The organism is Exiguobacterium sp. SH5S13 (assembly GCF_004337085.1).
Lineage (GTDB): Bacteria > Bacillota > Bacilli > Exiguobacteriales > Exiguobacteriaceae > Exiguobacterium > Exiguobacterium aurantiacum_A.
Genome location: NZ_SJUS01000007.1, coordinates 1 through 17,882, shown reverse-complemented (window position 1 = coordinate 17,882; position 17,882 = coordinate 1). Strand labels below are relative to the sequence as shown.

Genomic DNA, 17,882 nt, shown 5'->3' with positions numbered 1-17,882 from the left:
AGACTTGTGCTATAATCGTATATAATACTGTCTAAAATAGTTTTACACCATATTAAGGAGGCTGTCATGCTGCAGAAGATTCGAGACATATGGAACACACCAAAGTCGTTGAAAGCCCGCCGTTATGCCACTGTATTTTATGATGTGTCGTGGAATGTTTTGCTCCTCACCATCATCTCTGTCGTCCTCATCGGTTTCTTAGGCGCCGGGATCGGGGCCGGGTATTTCGCATCACTCGTTAAAGATATGCCGGCTCCAGCCTATAAAACGATGACGTCACAAATCAATACGTACTCATCGACGTCCGATATTTATTTTGGAAGCGGTGAACGTATTGGGAACTATACGACCGATGAAGTTCGGGTACCGATCACGGTCGATAAAGTTTCACCTTTCGTCGTCGATGCCTTACTCGCCACCGAAGACGTCGAGTTTTATGAACATGACGGCGTCGTCCCGAAAGCGACACTTCGGGCCATCCTGCAAGAAGCGACCGGTTCGGAAGAACGGACAGGTGGTTCGACACTAACCCAACAGCTCATTAAAAACCAAATGCTGACGAACGAGGTCTCATTCGAACGGAAAGCAAAAGAAATCTTGCTCGCCCTCCGTTTAGAGAAAGCGATGGACAAAGACGAGATTTTGAACGCCTACTTGAACGTCGTCTCGTTCGGCCGTAACTCGATGGGACGCAACATCTCAGGCATCGAGGCCGCCTCGCGCGGTGTCTTCAACACGTCGGCCGAGAAGCTGACGTTGCCGCAAGCCGCGTTCTTGTCCGGCATCCCGAAAAACCCGTTCCTTTACACCCCTTACTATCAAGGCGGGGTCATTAAAGAAGATGTATCACCGGCGATCAACCGGATGAAGACGGTATTGAACCGGATGTACGTCGCCGGCAAGATTACAAAAGCAGACTATGACGCCGCATATAATTACGACATCACGCAAGACTTCATGAAGACACAGTCGAAGCCGCGAGACCGGTATCCGTATGTAGTTGATGAAGCGGAACTTCAAGCGCGCCTAATTATCACCGACTACTTGCTCGCACAAGATAGCATCACGTTGTCAGAATTAAATGCTGATGATCAAGCCTCGATTAAGACGACATATGCCAAACGGGCGCATAATATGCTACGTCAAGGTGGCTTCAAGATTCATTTGACGCTCGATAAGCAAGTCCATGAAGCGATGCAGCAACCGGCCAAAAACGCAGGTAATTTCGGGCCGAATCAGTATGTAAAAGAAGAAAATCGCACGGTTCCTGAACAAACGTCGTCAGTTATGATTGAAAACAAGACGGGTCGCGTACTCGGATTTGTCGGCGGTCGCTATGTGAACGGTGAAACGGATGATTTGAACCGGGCATTTTGGATGGAACGTCAAATCGGATCGACAGCGAAGCCGATTTTAGTTTACGCCAATGCGATTGAATCCGGAATGGTCACACCGGCCACAACAGTCATCGACGAAGAATATTTCTATAAATTCACCGGTCCAGGACAACCTCCGAAACAAGTGCAAAACGAAGGAAAAACGTACCGTGGCCCTGTCACGGTTCGAGATGCACTTAAGCTATCTTTAAACGTCCCGGCAGTTAAGATTTACGAAGAGCGCAACCAAAAACCAACCGATACACAAAAACTAATCGACATGGGGATTCCAGTTTCTGATGGCAACCGCATTGCATCTGCCATGGCATTAGGTACTGGTGAAGTGAGACCTGTTGACCTCGCTTCAACATACGCCATGCTTGCCAATTATGGGGAGCACGTTGAACCTTACTTCATCGAACGAATCGAATATCAAGGCGAAACTATTTTTGAAGCTAAATCGAAAAAGACACGCATCTATAACGATCGCACTTCATTCTTGATTGTTGACATGCTTCGTGACGTTTACACGTCAGGTACGGCAACTTACGCCAAATCTTTGATGAACGTCCCTGGCGACTGGATGGGTAAAACAGGTACAACAAACAATCATCGTGATTCTTATCTTGTTGGATCAAACCCTGAAGTCACCCTCGCCGTTTGGTCCGGCTATGATTCTCAGCGAGCTGAAATGGTGAGTGATAATACGTCAGGTCAATACTATCAACGTACACAACGAATTTGGTCACAAACTATTAACCGTGTTTATGCTGACAACCCAGAAGCAATCAACGTAAACGCACGATTCAGCCAACCGTCTAGTGTCAAACCGGACGACTTCAAAGACTCTGGAACGTTCTCTGAGAAGAAAAAACTTGAAGAGAAGAAAGAAGAGGAAGCGAAGAAGAAAGCTGAAGAAGCAAAACAAAAAGCCGAAGAAGCCAAAGAAGAGGCTGAACAGGCGCAACAAGATGCCGAGGCACAGCGTGATGCTGATGCAAAAGCAAAAGCTGAAGCTGAAGCTAAGAAAAAAGCTGAGGCCGCAAAGAAAGCCGAAGACGAAGCGAAGAAAAAAGCTGATGCTGCTAAGAAAGCCGAAGCTGAAGCCAAGAAGAAAGCTGAAGATGAAGCGAAAGCAAAAGAAGAAGCCGAGAAAGAGGCGGACGCTTCATAACGCAAGCCAAACGAAAGGTCGACACATCGCGTGTCGACCTTTTTTATGCTCAATCTTCCATCGTCGATAAGTCTCCGGCCTCAAGGTTCAACTCCCATGCTTTGAGGACGCGACGCATAATTTTTCCGCTCCGCGTTTTCGGCAATTTGTCTTTGAACTCGATCTCACGCGGTGCCGCATGGGCCGCCAAACCTTCTTTGACGAATTTTTGGATTTCTGCTTTCAATTCGTCCGATGGCTCATAGCCTTTTCTGAGCGCGATGAACGCTTTGATGATCTCACCGCGGATCGGATCCGGTTTCCCGATGACTCCGGCTTCGGCGACAGCCGGATGCTCGACGAGGCGGCTCTCGACTTCGAACGGTCCGACCCGCTCTCCTGCCGTCATGATGACGTCATCCACTCGGCCTTGGAACCAGAAATAACCGTCCTCGTCCATATAGGCCGAATCACCAGATACGTACCAGTCACCCCAGAAGTAGCTCTCGTACTTCGCATCATTTTTCCAAATTTTACGCATCATCGACGGCCAAGGCGTCTTCAATGCCAAGTTGCCCATCCGATGCGGTGGTAGCGGTTGGCCACGGTCGTCTAAGATCGCCGCCTCACAGCCAGGAATCGCTTTCCCCATCGATCCCGGTTTAATGTCCATCGTCGGATAGTTACAGATCATCATCGCTCCTGTCTCCGTCATCCACCACGTGTCATGAATGCGTAGCCCGAACGATTCGTTGCCCCAGCGAATGACTTCCGGGTTGAGCGGTTCGCCGACCGATAGAATGTGGCGCAGTGATGACAAGTCGTACTTCTCGAACGCTTCCTCCCCCGCGCCCATCAACATCCGGAACGCTGTCGGCGCGCTGTACCAGACGGTGACGCCGAACCGCTCGATGACCGAGTACCAAAACTCAGGGTTGAACCGTCCGCCGACGATCACGTTCGTCGCCCCGTTCAAGAACGGCGCAAAAATTCCGTAACTCGTACCCGTCACCCAGCCCGGGTCGGCGGTGCACCAGTAAATATCGTCCGGTTGCAAATCGAGCACCCATTTCCCGGTCATCAAGTGCTGGATCATGGCGTTATGGACATGCAAGACGCCTTTCGGTTTCCCGGTCGAGCCCGACGTATAATGCAAGATCATGCCGTCTTCTCGGTCGACCCATGTAATATCGAGATCGGTCGATGCATCGTTCGCCAGTTTCCGGTAATCGATGATTTTCCCTGACTCGTCGACGTCGTCGCCAACAAGCAAAATCGTCTCAAGATGTGGCAATTGATCGACGGGTATACGCGGCAACAGCGCCTCTGTCGTCACGATGACTTTCGCTTCCGCGTCGAGCAACCGGTCGTGTACCGCCTGTTCCATGAACGCCTCAAATAGCGGTCCGACAATCGCACCGAGCTTTAACGCACCGAGTAAAATAAAATAAAGTTCTGGACTCCGCGGCATGAAGACAAAGACACGATCGCCTTTCTCCACCCCAACCGATTTCAGAACATTTCCAGCGCGATTACTTTCCTGTTTCATCTGCGCGTAAGTATACCGCTCTTCCCGATCCCCATCGAAATAGAGCAGTGCCAGTTTGTCCGCCAGCTCCCCTTCAGCGTGACGATCAATCGCCTCGTACGCCATGTTGACATTTCCAGTCAGGTTCCAAGACAATAATCCTTCTGCTTGCGTCCACTCGAACGACTGACAAGCCTCTTCATACGACGCTAATTGATGCTCCCCTGATAACGCTTTCAATTTTTCCATCGTCAAAGATTCGCCTCCCCCTATAATGAATGGTGTAACCACTTTCAGTATAGTGTTAATATTATGACAAATCAATGAATTTCCAAAAACTCCAAAACAGTGTGAACGTTGTGCAATGAAAGCGCTATAATAGAACGTGAAGAAGGTGGTGACTCCATGGAAAAACAATATCATTCAAAAGTGTGGGAAACCTCACTCGGAGCCGTAATCATCGATGGACCAATCGAGAGCGACGTGCTCGCAACGTATCGGCTTGATGAAGGCTTGACCGCGTTTCGAGAGCCAGAAGACCAACATAAGGCGCTCGTTGAAATTGCCGGGTTGAAAGAAGGACGGATCATCGTGGCGCGCGTTGACGACCTCGTCATCGGTTACGTCACGTATTTGTATCCAGACCCGTATGAACGTTGGAGTGAGGGGAATGATCCATATATTCTCGAGCTCGGCGCCATCGAGGTGAGTCCACGCTTCCGGGGACAACGGATCGGTAAACAGCTACTCGAAGTGTCGATGCTAGATCCCCATATGGATGATTTTTTAATCTTGACGACGGAATACTATTGGCACTGGGATCTAAAAGGAAGCGGTCTGTCGATTTGGGACTACCGCAAAGTGATGGAGAAAATGATGAACCACGGCGGTCTTGTCTTCTATCCGACGGACGATCCGGAAATCGCGTCCCACCCGGCCAACTGTCTGATGGCCCGCATCGGAAAAAACGTGCGGCAAGAATCGATCGATCACTTCGATTCACTCCGGCTTCGACGCCGGTTCATGTATGACTGAGGAGGGTTACGATGCTGATTGAGCAAATGATGAATCGCCACGTCGTGACGATTCAACCGACCAATACGATTGCGCACGCGGCAAAACTCATGCGCGACCATAAAGTACGCCACTTGATCGTCACCAATCCGGCCCGGCAAGTTGTCGGGATTATCGGTCAGTTCGAGATGAGCGGTGCCACAAGTGTATTTCATCCAGAGAGTGAGCGTGCCGACTTTAAAAACCCCGTCTCGAGCATTATGCGTCAAGACGTGACGACGGCCCACCCGTACGATTTTTTTGAAGACGCGGCCGCCCTGTTCTATGAATATCGTTTGACGTGCCTGCCGATCGTCGAGCAAGGGAAACTTGTCGGTGTGTTGACCGAAACCGATTTACTTCGTTATTTCGTCCAATTGACGGGCGCACTCGAACCGAGCTCACAAATCGAGATCCTTGTCGAGAATACGACCGGTGCACTTGAAAAAGTGACGCGGCTCTTAGCAAAAACGAACGTGAATATCATCAACGTCTTCGTCCATCCGACACCCGATCCATATAAGCGAATCATCTCATTCCGTGTTCAAACGATGAACCCGCTGCGCATCATCGATCGATTAAAGCGAGAAGGTTTTGACGTACTGGGTCCGGAGATATTCCAATGAGACCCGCCTACATATTCGGGGAGAATGAGAACTCGTACCGCTTCCACGCGGATCATCCGTTCAATCCGATCCGTTTAGAGCTGACGACATCTCTTCTGGTCGATTCCGGAAAACTGTCAGCCTCTGAGTGGATCGCCTCACCGATCGCTTCAGTCGAGTCGCTCGCGCTTGTCCATGACGTTGACTACATCGAGGCCGTCCAAGCAGCTGCCGCGGGTAAACTGTCAGGGCTGAAAGCAAATAAATTCGGACTCGGGACGGAAGATACGCCCATCTTCCCAGCTATTCACGAAGGAGCTGCCCGGCTCGTCGGCGGAACGATGCATGCGCTTGAACTCGTCGCGAGCGGACAAGTCGAACGCGCTTTTCACGTCGGTGGCGGGCTCCATCACGGGATGAGACGAAAAGCGTCCGGCTTTTGCGTCTATAACGACGCCGCCGTCGCCATCGCTCACGTCCGCAAGCAATATGGGACACGGGTCCTCTACGTCGATACAGACGCTCACCACGGAGACGGTGTCCAATGGCTGTTCTATGATGACGAGGATGTGATGACGCTATCGATCCACGAGACCGGCCGCTACCTCTTCCCAGGCACAGGGGCGGTCACAGAGCGCGGCAACGGGAACGGCTACGGCTATAGTTGGAACGTCCCGATTGATGCTTTCACCCAAGACGAATCGTTCCTGCGCTGTTACGAGACCGTGCTCCAGGAAGCGTGTGAGTGGTTCAAACCAGATATCATCTTGACGCAGAACGGGGCTGATGCGCACGCGTTCGACCCGTTGACGCATCTCGCCTCGACGATTCATACGTTCGAACAAATCCCTCAAATCGCCTCTCGCCTCGCCGACGAGTACACGGAAGGACGACTCGTCGCCTTAGGCGGCGGCGGGTACGACTGGTTCCGAGCTGTCCCGCGCGCCTGGTCGCAAGTGTGGGCCGGATTGACACGCGAAGCTCCGTACGCAGGCGACATCCCGTCCGCCTGGATTGAACGGTGGCAAAACGAGTCAGACCAGCCGTTGCCGACGACATGGGATGACCATGCGTACACGTTCGACCATATTCCGCGACGGCAACAAATCGAAGAGAAGAACTGGGAAGTGACGAAACGCGCATTTTGGCCGTTCATCTCAAACGACCGCAAGTCACTTTACTTATGAAAAACCCGATGTAAGTTGGCAATTGCCAACTCACATCGGGTTTTTTGATTCAGTCTTTTCGTAACGAGTCACGACGCTCGATCCGGTGCGGCAAGACGACGTTCTTCTCTTCGATTTCTTCAGCATTCAAGATTTTCGTCAATAATCGCATAGCGACAGCGCCGATGTCATACATCGGTTGAACGACCGTCGTCAACTTCGGACGAATCATCGTGGCGAGACGCGTGTTATCGTGACCGACGACTTCAAAATCGTTCGGCACAGAATACCCTGCATCTTGGATCGCATGGATGACGCCGAGTGCCATCTCGTCCGTACCGGCGAAGATTGCTTTCGGGCAGTCATCGCGTCCGAGCATCTTTTGCATCGCTTCGAGGCCAGACGCATACGTATAGTTCCCAAGAATGACATCGTTCTCACGGAACGGAAGTCCCGCATCCTCAAGGGCACGGCGGTAGCCAGAGAACTTCTTCTCGCCATTGATTTGTTGCTCGAGCGGCCCCGTGATGAAGCCGACTTGTTTATGGCCGTGGCCGATCAACATTTTGGTTGCGTCATAGGCAGCCTGCTCATAGTCGATATTGACCGCTGGGAGGTCATACCCTTGGTTCAACGTCGCTGCAAGAACGATTGGGACCGGTGATTTTTTGAACTCATCAACGAGGTCTTCGTGAAGACGGCCGCCCATGAAGATGATCCCATCGACTTGTTTACCGAGTAACGTGTTCAACAAATGAATTTCCTTGTCGCGGTTCGAGTCCGAGTTGCCGAGGATGATGTTGTATTTATACATCGTCGCTACGTCCTCGATTCCGCGTGCTAAATCAGCAAAGAAGATGTTTGAGATGTCTGGCACGATGACGCCGACTGTCGTCGTCTTTTTACTCGCAAGACCACGTGCGACGGCGTTCGGACGATAGCCGAGTCGATCGATTGCGTCCTGTACTTTTTTACGGGTTGTCGGCTTCACGTTCGGGTTTCCGTTGACGACACGTGAGACGGTCGCCATCGACACCCCGGCTTCGCGCGCGACGTCATAGATTGTGATATTGTTACTATTCATTAAAACTCCTCCTACAAGCAATGATTTTCAAACGATTTTCAAAAAACGTATCAAAAAAGGAAGACAGGTATCTGTCATCATTTTACCCTGTCTTCACGCTATATAAAACGTTTCCAATTGGAAAGCTTATTTTTTCACCAAATCAAGTTGAGGGAACTGAGCTGTGAGCCCATCGATGAACTGATCAAATTGATTGAAATCAAGCTGCTGCTGGGCATCAGACAAGGCGATTGCCGGATTCGGATGCACTTCGACCATGACGCCGTCGGCACCGACCGCGAGCGCCGCTTTCGCTGCCGGAAGCAACAAATCGCGTCGTCCCGTTGAATGGGTGACATCGACCATGACCGGTAAATGTGTCTCTTGTTTTAAAATCGGAACGGCCGTGATGTCGAGCGTGTTACGTGTCGCCCGCTCATACGTCCGGATGCCGCGTTCGCACAAAATGACTTGGCTATTGCCGCTCGCCATGATGTATTCCGCCGCATAAATGAATTCTTCGATCGTCGCCGCAAGACCCCGCTTCAGTAGAACTGGTTTTGACGTCTTTCCGACTTCTTTCAACAAATCGAAGTTTTGCATGTTGCGCGCCCCGACTTGAATGATATCGACGTAAGGCAGCGCTGACTCGACCGCACCCGGTGTCATGATCTCTGAGATGACACGCAAGTCGTGGCGATCGGCCGCTTGTTTCAACAGTTTGAGGCCTTCAAATCCGAGACCTTGAAAGTCGTACGGTGAAGTCCGCGGCTTATAGGCGCCGCCGCGCATGATTTTCACGCCGGACAACGCTAACTTCTCAGCCACTGCATTCACTTGCTCGAACGATTCGACCGCACATGGACCGGCAATCAATTGCGGCCGACCGTTACCGATGACTACATCTTTCAATGTGACGATCGTATCTTCTGCTTGACGCTTGCGCGACACGAGCAACGTTTTATCTCGATCTTCTCCTTGCAACTCGGCAGACGCTTTAAACATTTCTTTGAACAAATGCTGAAGGCGTGACGTCTCGAAAGGACCGGGATTCGAGGCGGCGATGAAATCTAACATTTCTCGTTCTCGAATCGGGTCATACCGCTCCACACCTTGAAGACGTTTCACTTTTCCAATTTCGACCGCGAGCGTTCCACGACGACTAATCAAGTCGAGCATCTCCCGGTTCAACTCATCCATTTCACGACGTAATCGATTCAATTGATCTTGTGGACTCATAATTTCCCTCTCATTCCTAAGCCGTTCTTTCCAGAAACTTAATTATAGCGAACTTTATTCGCTTTGTCATAGACAAATGGGCTATGACACAAAATCCACAAAAAAAGTGTCCGGACTGTCCGGACACTTGACGCATTATTTATTGCCGTTCTTCAAGTCGTTCTTCAATTCTTTCAGCTCTTGTTTTGATTCATCGTCGAGCAAGTCTTTGACAGGCGCTTCGAAATCCGACTCATAGTTCGCCGACTCGTCGCGACTATTCTTCGGCTCTTGCTTGCTCGCATTCGACTTATTCGTGTTCGACTTGTTTGCTTTCGAGTTTGATTCGCCTTTTGGTTGGGCCGATTCTGGCTTAGCGTCTGTGTCAGCTTGTTCTGTTGCTTCGCTTGACGTTTCTTCTGCTGCTTGATCGAGCTGTTCTTTCACTTCGGCTTCCGCTTCCGCGACGAGCTGATCCGCTTTTTCCATCGCTTCTTCGATAGAGAGTTCATCTTCGTCGACTTGCTGTTTCAGTTCAGCAGCCTCGCGTGCCTTATCTTTGACGAGATTGAGGACCGGAGCAGCCTTGTCGCTCGCTACTTTGATCCATTCTCCGACGACCGGCTCAGCTTTTTCACGTACTTCTTTTGATTTGACGGTCAAACGTTCACGTGAAGTCGATGTTTTCTCATCGAGATAAGTGCGTACTTCGCGTCCACTTTTTGGCGAGGTGAGCAAGGCAACGGCTGCACCGATGATACCGCCGAGGACGACGCCGGCTAGGAATCCGCCGCTTGATTGCTGATCTTGATTCGTTTGGTCTTTTTTAACGTATGTCATAATATATCCTCCTTGGGCTTGTTATGATTTGATTGTATCGTCTGTCGCGATTAATCCTGGTGAGACCGATGGCGTGTCTTGCTTACGCTCCCGGCGGCCACGACGGCGTGACGGGCGCTCTTCTGAAGAAGTTTCTGTTTTGTTTTTCTTGAATAGCTCTACCGCGACCGAGCCCCAACGTACGGCTTGGGCAATCTGGTCTTTATTTTCGTCTGCTGCCACGTGAACCGATGAAGAAACTGTTCGTACCGACTCGGTCACTTCATTTAGCGATGTGCCGAGCTCGTCGAGGGCATGTGCCACCGGTGCGAGCAACTCTGTCTTCTCTTCTACGTTATCTACGAGACGGTTCGTCTTATGTAAGAGCGCCGTCACTTCCATTGTAATGCCATCTAACTGACGTTCTAAATTTTCTGTCGTATTCGCGACGCTGCCGAGTGTGCGATTGACGTTCGACAAGACGCGAGCCAAGAAAAATACAAGTACGACAAATGCAAGTGCTGCGATGAGCCCTGCAATGCCTCCTAAGGTGATTTCCATTCGTCCATTCCTCCTGTTCGATTATGTGGTGGTTTCATTATAGCACCATTATGACTGAAAAGATTTGTCACTACCGTTTTCGCCATCCGGTCTGATTATTCCTTTACCCGTTTTTATGTTTTCGATTACACTAAAATAGAAATAAATTAAAAAAAGTTTAAGGGGTGTTTGTATGAGAGATCCAAGAATCACACAATTGGCAGACGGGTTGATCAATTATTCAACCGAATTAAAGCCAGGCGAACGCGTTCTCATCGAGAATTTCGGCGTCGAGGAGTCGCTCGTCGAGGCACTTGTCGAAAAAGCGTACGAAGCTGGGGGGCATCCGTTCGTCTTGTTGAAAGAAAGCCGTATCTTGCGGAAGTTATACACGCAAGCAAGCAAGGAACAACTCGAATTGATGGCCGACATCGAACGCAAGCAAATGCAAGCGATGGACGCCTATATCGGTCTCCGTGCGGGTGATAACATTAACGAGCTGTCGGACGTTCCCGCCGAGCAACAAAAGCTTGTCGGCGCCACAATCGGTAAAATGCATACGGAAGATCGCGTCAAAGGGACGAAATGGGTCGTCTTGCGTTATCCATCACCGTCGATGGCCCAACTCGCCGGAAAATCGACGGAGGCGTTCGAAGACTTCTATTTCAACGTCTGCACACTCGATTACGGCAAGATGGACCGGGCTATGGACGCACTCGTCACGCTCATGGACCAAACCGACCGTGTCACGATCAAAGGACCAGGCACGGAGCTCACGTTCTCGATCAAAGACATCCCAGCCATCAAGTGCTCGGGTCAAATGAACATCCCGGACGGAGAAGTGTTCACCGCGCCGGTCAAAGATTCGATCAATGGCGTCATCACGTACAACACGCCATCGCCGTACCACGGTTTTACGTTCGAGAACGTGACGCTGACATTTAAAGACGGAAAGATCGTCGAAGCGACGGCGAACGATACCGAGCGCATCAATGAAGTGTTCGATACGGACGAAGGAGCTCGTTACGTCGGTGAATTCGCGATCGGCGTGAACCCTTACATCCAACATCCGATGAAAGATATTTTATTCGACGAGAAAATCGATGGCAGTTTCCACTTCACCCCGGGACAAGCGTATGACGATGCCTATAACGGCAACAACTCTTCCATCCATTGGGACCTCGTCAATATCCAACGCCCTGACTATGGCGGCGGCGAGATTTGGTTTGACGACGTCTTGATCCGGAAAGACGGCCGTTTCGTCGTCGACACGTTACAACCGTTGAATCCAGAAAACTTAAAATGAACGAAAAAAGGTGCGCCTCCAAATTTGGCGCACCTTTTCATTATAGTTTCGTCTTTCTGCCGAGAGCGGCAGACATCATCCAAATTTCTTTTTCGAGGCGTTCGATGTGGGAAACGAACGTATCTTCGATCGCTTCGTCCCCGTCCTCAAAGTTTTCCATCGCATCTTGCATTTCTTGACGGATTTGTTTGAAATCAGTGATCACGTCTTTGATCATCTGTTCTGTATCGGCGTGACGATCACCTTCTTGTAGTGTCGAGTGCTCTAAATACTCTTTCATCGTCGCATACGGTTCCCCGTCATTCATGAGTAAACGCTCGGCGACATCGTCATACAGCTCAGCGACCAAGTTGTAAAGCTCCTCTAATTTTTCATGGTATGTGAAGAAGTGAGGTCCGCTAATATACCAGTGGTAGTTATGAAGTTTGACGAATAGTAGGCCGTAGTTGGCCACCTCTTTGTTCAACGTATTCAATGAGCCTTGGCTTGCCATTCTTAACATCTCCTTTTTTGTGTTCAGTCGATAATACTATTTCCTTCTTTATTCGAGTTTAAACACAAAAAAAGCGAATGGCCCGGGCCATCCGCTCACAACTTACGCTTCGAGTTTGACGAAGTTCTCATACTCGCGTTGATACGTCTGAATATCTCCTGCTCCCATGAACAACAAGACCGCATCACGATGTTGACGGAGAACGCCGACATCGGTACGTTTCAAAACGTTGGCACCGTCGATCCGCGACTGAAGGTCTTCAATCGTGACCGTTCCTTCTTGTTCTCGGGCTGAGCCAAAGATATCGCACAAATAAACGGCGTCTGCTTCGGCGAGTGATGACGCGAAGTCATCCATAAACGACTTGAGACGCGTGTACGTATGCGGTTGGAAAATCGCGACGACTTCCCGTCCGGCGTACTTTTTACGTGCCGCTTCAACAGTCGCACTGATTTCGCGCGGGTGATGCGCGTAATCATCGATCAGGACTTGCCCATCGAGCGTCGATTCACTGAAACGGCGTTTAACGCCGTTGAACGTCTCGAGGCGCTCTTTCACAAGATCTTTCGATAAGTTCTCGTAGTCGCACGTCGCGATGACGGCAAGGGCGTTCAAGACGCTGTGGTTACCATATCCCGGAATGCGGAACGTCCCATAGAAATCGTCACGCAAATAGACGTCAAACGTCGTCCCGTTATCCGTCGAGTTCACGTTTTCGGAACGGAAATCGTTATGGGCACCAAACCCGTAATAGACGATCGGCACGTTCGCTTGAATCTGTTGAAGATTCTCATCGTCACCACAAGCGATAATACCTTTTTCCACTTGTTTCGCCATTTCTTGGAACGCATCAATGACATCGTCTAAGCCAGAGAAATAATCTGAATGATCAAAATCGACATTCGTCATAATCGCATAGTCTGGGCGATAGTAAAGGAAGTGACGCTTATACTCACACGCTTCAAACACGAAGTTTTTCGAGTCTTCCACGCCTTCGCCCGTACCGTCTCCGATCAAGAACGATGTCGGCTCAATCCCACGCATGACATGAGCGAGCAGACCAGTAGTAGACGTCTTTCCATGCGATCCTGTGATGGCGACACTTGTATAATGATCCGCTAGTTCACCGAGGAACTCGTAATATTTATAAATCGTCAAACCGAGCTCACGCGCGCGTAAGATTTCAGGATGATCGTCAGTGAACGCATTTCCTTGAACGACGATTTGACCTTCAGTAATATTTTCAGGATCAAACGGAAGAATTTCGATACCTTTCCGTTTCAATGCTTCTTCTGTAAAAAATGTTTTGTCAACGTCCGAACCTCGGACTTCATTGTTCATATCATTTAAAATTTGAGCTAAAGGACTCATGCCCGTTCCTTTAATTCCGACGAAGTGATAACGGTTCATCTGTAAATAGCCCCCCTAATTCATTGCGGTTTGCAGAAAAAGCGACAAACCTTTGTCATTATAGCAAAACTCATGGAGTCGTGCTATTACAGATTATTGTTTTTTTGAGCAAGGCGTCGGCTGCGATACATCGCCATCCGGTCTTGCGGAGTCATCATGACGTTTAATGGGGGGCTATCCGCTTTGTAAGACACGTTGACAGCAGGTGTCAACTCGGCTTCGTCAAGAGCGTGAAAGGGCTCGTCGGTATCGGTCTGTAATGTTTTTGCAACATCCTCGACGACAGGAGCTACTTCTTCGACCGATGTCACTTCGATTGAAACGTCCGCTGAAGCTGCCTCTTCTTTTTCTTCACGGACGACGATCTTTGACGTTTTCAAATGGGTCGAACCCATGAACACAGAGGCAAAACCGTCTTCTAAAATAGATACGTCTCCGAGTAACGGTTTCAGATCACTCGACGAGTCCGATGCGTTGTCGGCCTCCGACACAGAAGACTCATCATCGATCACGTCAGATGTTTCCGGGGAAATAGTCGTCTCTTCTGGCTCAGAAGGCTCGGTAACAGTCTGATGTTCTGCCGAGACCGTTTCCTCTACCACGAATGGTGACTCCATCGACTCGTTCACTTCCACGACAACCTCGTCTGGAACGAAAGATTCTGTAACTTGCACAGGTTCCTCTACGACTATTTCCTCGTTAGCAGGCACTGGGGTCGATGGTTCTGAATCAATATCAGGCTCGCTTTGATTGATAGACAGATCGTCTCTCGTCTCGGGCGAATGCTCGGTCGGTAAGTTGATCTTTGGTTTCGGTCGCGCATATCCATAAATCGGAGATGGGACGTCAGACGGAATAAACTCGCCCGTTGGTTCAGGTTTTGGTGCAGGCGCACTCTTCTTCCCTTCTTGGGATAGTTCGCGCCGAATTCGCTCTGCTTGCTGTTTTAATGAACGTTCATATGCATCCATACTTGATTCCTCGCTTTTTCGCTCAATCCTCATTTAGCAAAAAATCGGTCGAGTTTAGCGACCGATTTCAAATGCTTTCCCTACTTCATATTCGTCATCTAACACTAAAATTCCTTTTTCTTGCGGCGCATCAGGAAGGTTCAACTCGCGGGCTGAACAAATCATCCCGTGCGAGCTCTCGCCACGGAGTTTAGACGGCCGGATAATGAGACCAGACGGCATGACCGCTCCTGGTTTCGCGACGACGACCTTTTGCCCGGCCGCAACGTTCGGTGCTCCACAAACGATTTGAACCGTACCTTGATCGATTTCGACTTGGCAAATCGATAATTTATCCGCATCGGGATGTTTCTCAGCCGATTCGACATAACCGACAACGAACGTCGGCGTGAAGTTAACGCCCGATAAATCCACTTCGATATTTTGCTTGCGTAAAATGACACCGAGCGTCTCAATCAATTCTGCCGTCAAGTCGACCGGCCCGTGCCAGTCACTGACATTGAAATAATTACTCGCATTGAACACGTTGTAGCCGTTCACTGATCCGTCCGCCGCTTTAACGATGGCGACATCGTCTTTTCGTTCGACGACTTGATGATGGCGATCACCTTCTTTTAACAACACCATGAGAACATCGCCAATTCCTTCGCGGTTATAAAAAGCATTAATTTGCATACATAAATACGCCCCTTCTTTCAAACTAGACACAAATAGTTTAGCAGATTATGCGTCCGTTGGTGGGTTCTTTTTTCCAACAATAAAAATTGGTTCGAGAACGCCGTCCTCATAATGAAACGCAAGAGCTGTCACCGGGATGCGTCCGTTCGTAAAAAAGTCGAACATGAGCTGTTGCATCGCGTCGTATCCTTGATCGTTTCGGATATCGGCAATGATCATCACATCTTGATGCGGGACCCCGACTAACATGTCCCCTTCGATTCGTCGATCCATGACCCGTAAAAATTCGTCATTGAGGATACGGGACGCCTCGTATCCGTCGCGGGCAGACAGGAAATAGAATTTGTTGCCGGCGACATCGTCTTCTTTTAAGTCGGTCGGTAACTTTTTCACGTTATCCCGCGCCACTTGATCGACTCGCTCTTTCGTCATCGTCGCATTCAAATGCCGCTCTTCAATCAAACGATACCCGTGGCCAAGGTCGAGGGCATAGTAGATGGCCGTCTCCGCCGTATGCGGTGTCGTGAGGAGCGCTTCTCCGGTTTTTGTTTCTGTCGAGAACGAACCGGCCCGAATGACCGGGAAAATTTGGGCTTCGTTGCCGACTAATTCAATCTCTTGGTCGGCTGTAAGGGCCGTCTTTATATAGTCGACGACTTCTTCAACCGCAACATTGCCGCGAACTTTTGCTTTGGCAACAAGTGGGGCCAGTCGAATGTTGACGCCGAACCGGTCAGCTGCCCGTTCGATTCGTAACACTTCATTTTCTCTGTCATAAGACGTCCGATACCCGTCAGTGAATTGACGTTCGATCGCTCGCCGCAGTTCATTCCGTTCCATCTAGATCACCCTAACTCGCTAAGAAATGCTTCGACTTGCTCCGGCGTTTTACGTTCGCGTCCGACATAGCGGTCCACTTCTTGTCCACTGTTGAAGGCGACAAAACTCGGAATTCCGAAAATATCGAGTTCTTGTGCGAGCTCCATCCAGTCGTCACGGTCGACGTAATAGAACGTCCACTCGTTGAACTTTGATTCTAGTTCGGGCATGAACGGATCGAGGAAGCGGCAATCGCCACACCATGTCGCCGAGAACATAAACACAGTCTTTCCTTGCTTCGCTTCCGTATATTCAGTCATCGTTGTCAGTCGTTTCATCTTCATCACTCCTGTTCTATTTTCCTCGTTAATGATAGCATAAGTCCGTTCTCACAATCCGCTCTCGTGTTTTGCTATAATCAAGGGCGAAGACTATTTGAAAAAGGTGACGATATGACAAAATGGACGCGTGAACAATTAAATCCGGATATGAAACACCCACTCGAACAGCTCGTCGGCGCCGTCGGAATGCTCTCCATTCTCCGCTACGGGTACTTGTTCATCGATACAGATAAGACACGAAGTCAGATTCTCGTTTGGCTCATCGTTGGATTCGCCATCATTTACATCGTAGAACGTGGGTTGAAACGCCTCGTCCGCTACTTGCCGATTGTCAGGAAACGTTTTTTACTTCCCATCTACGCGTTGATACTCACGCTGTTCTTCGTCAGCTTTAGAATCCCGCGCGAAACCGTCGAGACCGTCCGTAACTTCTTCGGCTGGTGATCTGCTCGGCGTCATATGAATGGGGCTGGGACATAACTAGCCTGTTTTAAAGCTTTTCAATAAAAAGAGGGGTCCGGTCACCGATTTTCGGTGGCCGGACCCCTTCTTTGCACTTCCCCCGATGCCCACGGCGATGAACTTCCGTAGGTTCACCGCCATGAGGGCGAAGCCGAGCTCGCGTTTCACGCGCTGTTTTCCCCTGACGGAGAAGCGGGTGAAACCTAAATTGGCCTTCAGATATCCAAAAACTGGTTCCACGTCCGTCTTGCGTCTGGCGTAGAGGGCACCGGTTTTTTCATCCGAAAGCAGCGTTCTCGTTCTATTCTTTTGTTCTTCCCAGGCACCGTTCACGCTGACCTGTCGGTGTCTCCCTTCCTCGGCCTTCGTGCACAGTTCCCGGAATGGACAACCGTCACAGCTCTCGCACTCGTACACACGAAAATCACGGGTGAAGCCGTTCCGGTCGGTCCGATGGGACTCATGGCTGAACGGGAGCCTTCTCCCGTCCGGGCACGTGAACGTGTCTGTCCCGTCATCATACGCCCAGTTCGCGAGGTTGAACGGGTCCTCGCGCCATTTCTTCTTCTGTTCCTTCCTGTACATCGTATGCGGGATCAACGGCTGGCGCCCCCGGCGCTCGAGGATGTCTGTATAGTTCTGCTGGCTCCCGTATCCGGCATCGGCGACGATGTAGGCGGGTAGGTCGAGGAACGTTTCAATCTCATCGAGGAACGGGATCAACGTCTTCATGTCGGTCGGGTTCGGATAGACATCATAGGCAAGCGTGTACTGACCTTCGGTTGCGATTTGGACGTTGTACCCCGGCTTCAGTTGGCCGTTTTTCATGTGATCCTCTTTCATCCGCATGAACGTCGCGTCCCTGTCGGTCTTCGAGTAAC

18 protein-coding genes are annotated in these 17,882 nt (G+C 50.1%); 6 read left to right on the top strand and 12 right to left on the bottom strand.

The annotated features are described in order from the left end of the window. Positions 1–66 precede the first annotated feature (66 nt). On the top strand, positions 67–2,550 hold the full coding sequence (locus EVJ30_RS05610) for a transglycosylase domain-containing protein (RefSeq protein WP_131456044.1): 2,484 nt from the start codon (positions 67–69) through the stop codon (positions 2,548–2,550). A gap of 49 nt (positions 2,551–2,599) precedes the next feature. Here EVJ30_RS05610 and acsA read toward each other — a convergent pair whose 3' ends face one another. Continuing rightward, positions 2,600–4,306 carry an acetate--CoA ligase gene (gene acsA, locus EVJ30_RS05605; RefSeq protein ID WP_131456086.1) on the bottom strand — a complete coding sequence of 569 codons (1,707 nt, stop codon included), beginning with the start codon at positions 4,304–4,306 and terminating at the stop codon, positions 2,600–2,602. Positions 4,307–4,462: 156 nt separating this feature from the next. Between acsA and EVJ30_RS05600 the strand changes: the two genes are divergently transcribed. From EVJ30_RS05600 to EVJ30_RS05590, 3 genes are read left to right on the top strand one after another with little or no spacing between them, the layout of a single operon-like run. After that, entirely contained in the window at positions 4,463–5,092 is a 630-nt protein-coding gene (locus EVJ30_RS05600) for a GNAT family N-acetyltransferase (RefSeq protein ID WP_071397839.1), read from the top strand. Between the two features lie 11 nt (positions 5,093–5,103). Further along, positions 5,104–5,736, top strand: coding sequence for an acetoin utilization AcuB family protein (locus EVJ30_RS05595; RefSeq protein WP_131468342.1), 633 nt, complete (start codon positions 5,104–5,106; stop codon positions 5,734–5,736). After that, on the top strand, positions 5,733–6,902 hold the full coding sequence (locus EVJ30_RS05590; protein ID WP_131468339.1) for an acetoin utilization protein AcuC: 1,170 nt from the start codon (positions 5,733–5,735) through the stop codon (positions 6,900–6,902). Before EVJ30_RS05595 ends, EVJ30_RS05590 begins: the two co-directional genes overlap by 4 nt. Before the next feature lie 49 nt (positions 6,903–6,951). On the opposite strand, the gene ccpA is transcribed toward EVJ30_RS05590, so the two are convergent. The 4 genes from ccpA to EVJ30_RS05570 all read right to left on the bottom strand — a co-directional run bounded on the left by ccpA (position 6,952) and on the right by EVJ30_RS05570 (position 10,542). Further along, positions 6,952–7,965, bottom strand: a complete 1,014-nt coding sequence (gene ccpA / locus EVJ30_RS05585; protein ID WP_131456040.1) for a catabolite control protein A — start codon at positions 7,963–7,965, stop codon at positions 6,952–6,954. A gap of 126 nt (positions 7,966–8,091) precedes the next feature. Further along, on the bottom strand, positions 8,092–9,183 hold the full coding sequence (locus EVJ30_RS05580) for a bifunctional 3-deoxy-7-phosphoheptulonate synthase/chorismate mutase (RefSeq protein WP_131456038.1): 1,092 nt from the start codon (positions 9,181–9,183) through the stop codon (positions 8,092–8,094). 135 nt (positions 9,184–9,318) lie between these two features. Continuing rightward, positions 9,319–10,002 carry a YtxH domain-containing protein gene (locus EVJ30_RS05575; RefSeq protein WP_131456036.1) on the bottom strand — a complete coding sequence of 228 codons (684 nt, stop codon included), beginning with the start codon at positions 10,000–10,002 and terminating at the stop codon, positions 9,319–9,321. 21 nt (positions 10,003–10,023) lie between these two features. Then, the gene (locus EVJ30_RS05570; protein WP_070329435.1) at positions 10,024–10,542 is read right to left on the bottom strand and encodes a DUF948 domain-containing protein; all 519 of its coding nucleotides are present in this window, start codon (positions 10,540–10,542) and stop codon (positions 10,024–10,026) included. Positions 10,543–10,714: 172 nt separating this feature from the next. On the opposite strand from EVJ30_RS05570, the gene EVJ30_RS05565 reads away from it, so the two are divergent. Then, positions 10,715–11,827, top strand: a complete 1,113-nt coding sequence (locus EVJ30_RS05565) for an aminopeptidase (protein ID WP_071397843.1) — start codon at positions 10,715–10,717, stop codon at positions 11,825–11,827. Positions 11,828–11,867: 40 nt separating this feature from the next. On the opposite strand, the gene EVJ30_RS05560 is transcribed toward EVJ30_RS05565, so the two are convergent. From EVJ30_RS05560 to EVJ30_RS05535, 6 genes are all read right to left on the bottom strand, one after another. Next, positions 11,868–12,320, bottom strand: a complete 453-nt coding sequence (locus EVJ30_RS05560) for a Dps family protein (RefSeq protein WP_070329433.1) — start codon at positions 12,318–12,320, stop codon at positions 11,868–11,870. 102 nt (positions 12,321–12,422) lie between these two features. Continuing rightward, positions 12,423–13,730: a UDP-N-acetylmuramate--L-alanine ligase gene (gene murC / locus EVJ30_RS05555; RefSeq protein WP_131468337.1), complete on the bottom strand. Its 1,308-nt coding sequence runs from the start codon at positions 13,728–13,730 to the stop codon at positions 12,423–12,425. Positions 13,731–13,816: 86 nt separating this feature from the next. Next, positions 13,817–14,701 carry a hypothetical protein gene (locus EVJ30_RS05550; protein ID WP_131468335.1) on the bottom strand — a complete coding sequence of 295 codons (885 nt, stop codon included), beginning with the start codon at positions 14,699–14,701 and terminating at the stop codon, positions 13,817–13,819. 54 nt (positions 14,702–14,755) lie between these two features. Then, positions 14,756–15,376, bottom strand: coding sequence for a YtpR family tRNA-binding protein (gene ytpR / locus EVJ30_RS05545; protein ID WP_131456030.1), 621 nt, complete (start codon positions 15,374–15,376; stop codon positions 14,756–14,758). A 48-nt stretch (positions 15,377–15,424) separates the two neighbouring features. After that, complete coding sequence (locus EVJ30_RS05540) at positions 15,425–16,219, bottom strand: DUF1444 family protein (protein ID WP_131468333.1); 795 nt, start codon at positions 16,217–16,219, stop codon at positions 15,425–15,427. Positions 16,220–16,224: 5 nt separating this feature from the next. After that, on the bottom strand, positions 16,225–16,536 hold the full coding sequence (locus tag EVJ30_RS05535) for a thioredoxin family protein (protein ID WP_131456026.1): 312 nt from the start codon (positions 16,534–16,536) through the stop codon (positions 16,225–16,227). A 114-nt stretch (positions 16,537–16,650) separates the two neighbouring features. Between EVJ30_RS05535 and EVJ30_RS05530 the strand changes: the two genes are divergently transcribed. After that, positions 16,651–16,983, top strand: a complete 333-nt coding sequence (locus EVJ30_RS05530; RefSeq protein WP_016508496.1) for an MLKL N-termimal domain-containing protein — start codon at positions 16,651–16,653, stop codon at positions 16,981–16,983. 36 nt (positions 16,984–17,019) lie between these two features. Here EVJ30_RS05530 and EVJ30_RS05525 read toward each other — a convergent pair. After that, on the bottom strand, positions 17,020–17,882 hold an 863-nt coding region (locus EVJ30_RS05525; RefSeq protein ID WP_236636001.1), incomplete at its 5' end, for a transposase.

Coding starts and splice junctions, on each gene's coding strand:
- EVJ30_RS05540 (WP_131468333.1), bottom strand. CDS start 16,219: ATGGAACGGAATGAACTGCGGCGAGCGATCGAACGTCAATTCACTGAC.
- ytpR (WP_131456030.1), bottom strand. CDS start 15,376: ATGCAAATTAATGCTTTTTATAACCGCGAAGGAATTGGCGATGTTCTC.
- EVJ30_RS05600 (WP_071397839.1), top strand. CDS start 4,463: ATGGAAAAACAATATCATTCAAAAGTGTGGGAAACCTCACTCGGAGCC.
- EVJ30_RS05530 (WP_016508496.1), top strand. CDS start 16,651: ATGACAAAATGGACGCGTGAACAATTAAATCCGGATATGAAACACCCA.
- EVJ30_RS05610 (WP_131456044.1), top strand. CDS start 67: ATGCTGCAGAAGATTCGAGACATATGGAACACACCAAAGTCGTTGAAA.
- EVJ30_RS05590 (WP_131468339.1), top strand. CDS start 5,733: ATGAGACCCGCCTACATATTCGGGGAGAATGAGAACTCGTACCGCTTC.
- acsA (WP_131456086.1), bottom strand. CDS start 4,306: ATGGAAAAATTGAAAGCGTTATCAGGGGAGCATCAATTAGCGTCGTAT.
- EVJ30_RS05560 (WP_070329433.1), bottom strand. CDS start 12,320: ATGGCAAGCCAAGGCTCATTGAATACGTTGAACAAAGAGGTGGCCAAC.
- EVJ30_RS05565 (WP_071397843.1), top strand. CDS start 10,715: ATGAGAGATCCAAGAATCACACAATTGGCAGACGGGTTGATCAATTAT.
- EVJ30_RS05550 (WP_131468335.1), bottom strand. CDS start 14,701: ATGGATGCATATGAACGTTCATTAAAACAGCAAGCAGAGCGAATTCGG.
- EVJ30_RS05580 (WP_131456038.1), bottom strand. CDS start 9,183: ATGAGTCCACAAGATCAATTGAATCGATTACGTCGTGAAATGGATGAG.
- EVJ30_RS05575 (WP_131456036.1), bottom strand. CDS start 10,002: ATGACATACGTTAAAAAAGACCAAACGAATCAAGATCAGCAATCAAGC.
- EVJ30_RS05535 (WP_131456026.1), bottom strand. CDS start 16,536: ATGAAACGACTGACAACGATGACTGAATATACGGAAGCGAAGCAAGGA.
- murC (WP_131468337.1), bottom strand. CDS start 13,730: ATGAACCGTTATCACTTCGTCGGAATTAAAGGAACGGGCATGAGTCCT.
- ccpA (WP_131456040.1), bottom strand. CDS start 7,965: ATGAATAGTAACAATATCACAATCTATGACGTCGCGCGCGAAGCCGGG.
- EVJ30_RS05570 (WP_070329435.1), bottom strand. CDS start 10,542: ATGGAAATCACCTTAGGAGGCATTGCAGGGCTCATCGCAGCACTTGCA.
- EVJ30_RS05595 (WP_131468342.1), top strand. CDS start 5,104: ATGCTGATTGAGCAAATGATGAATCGCCACGTCGTGACGATTCAACCG.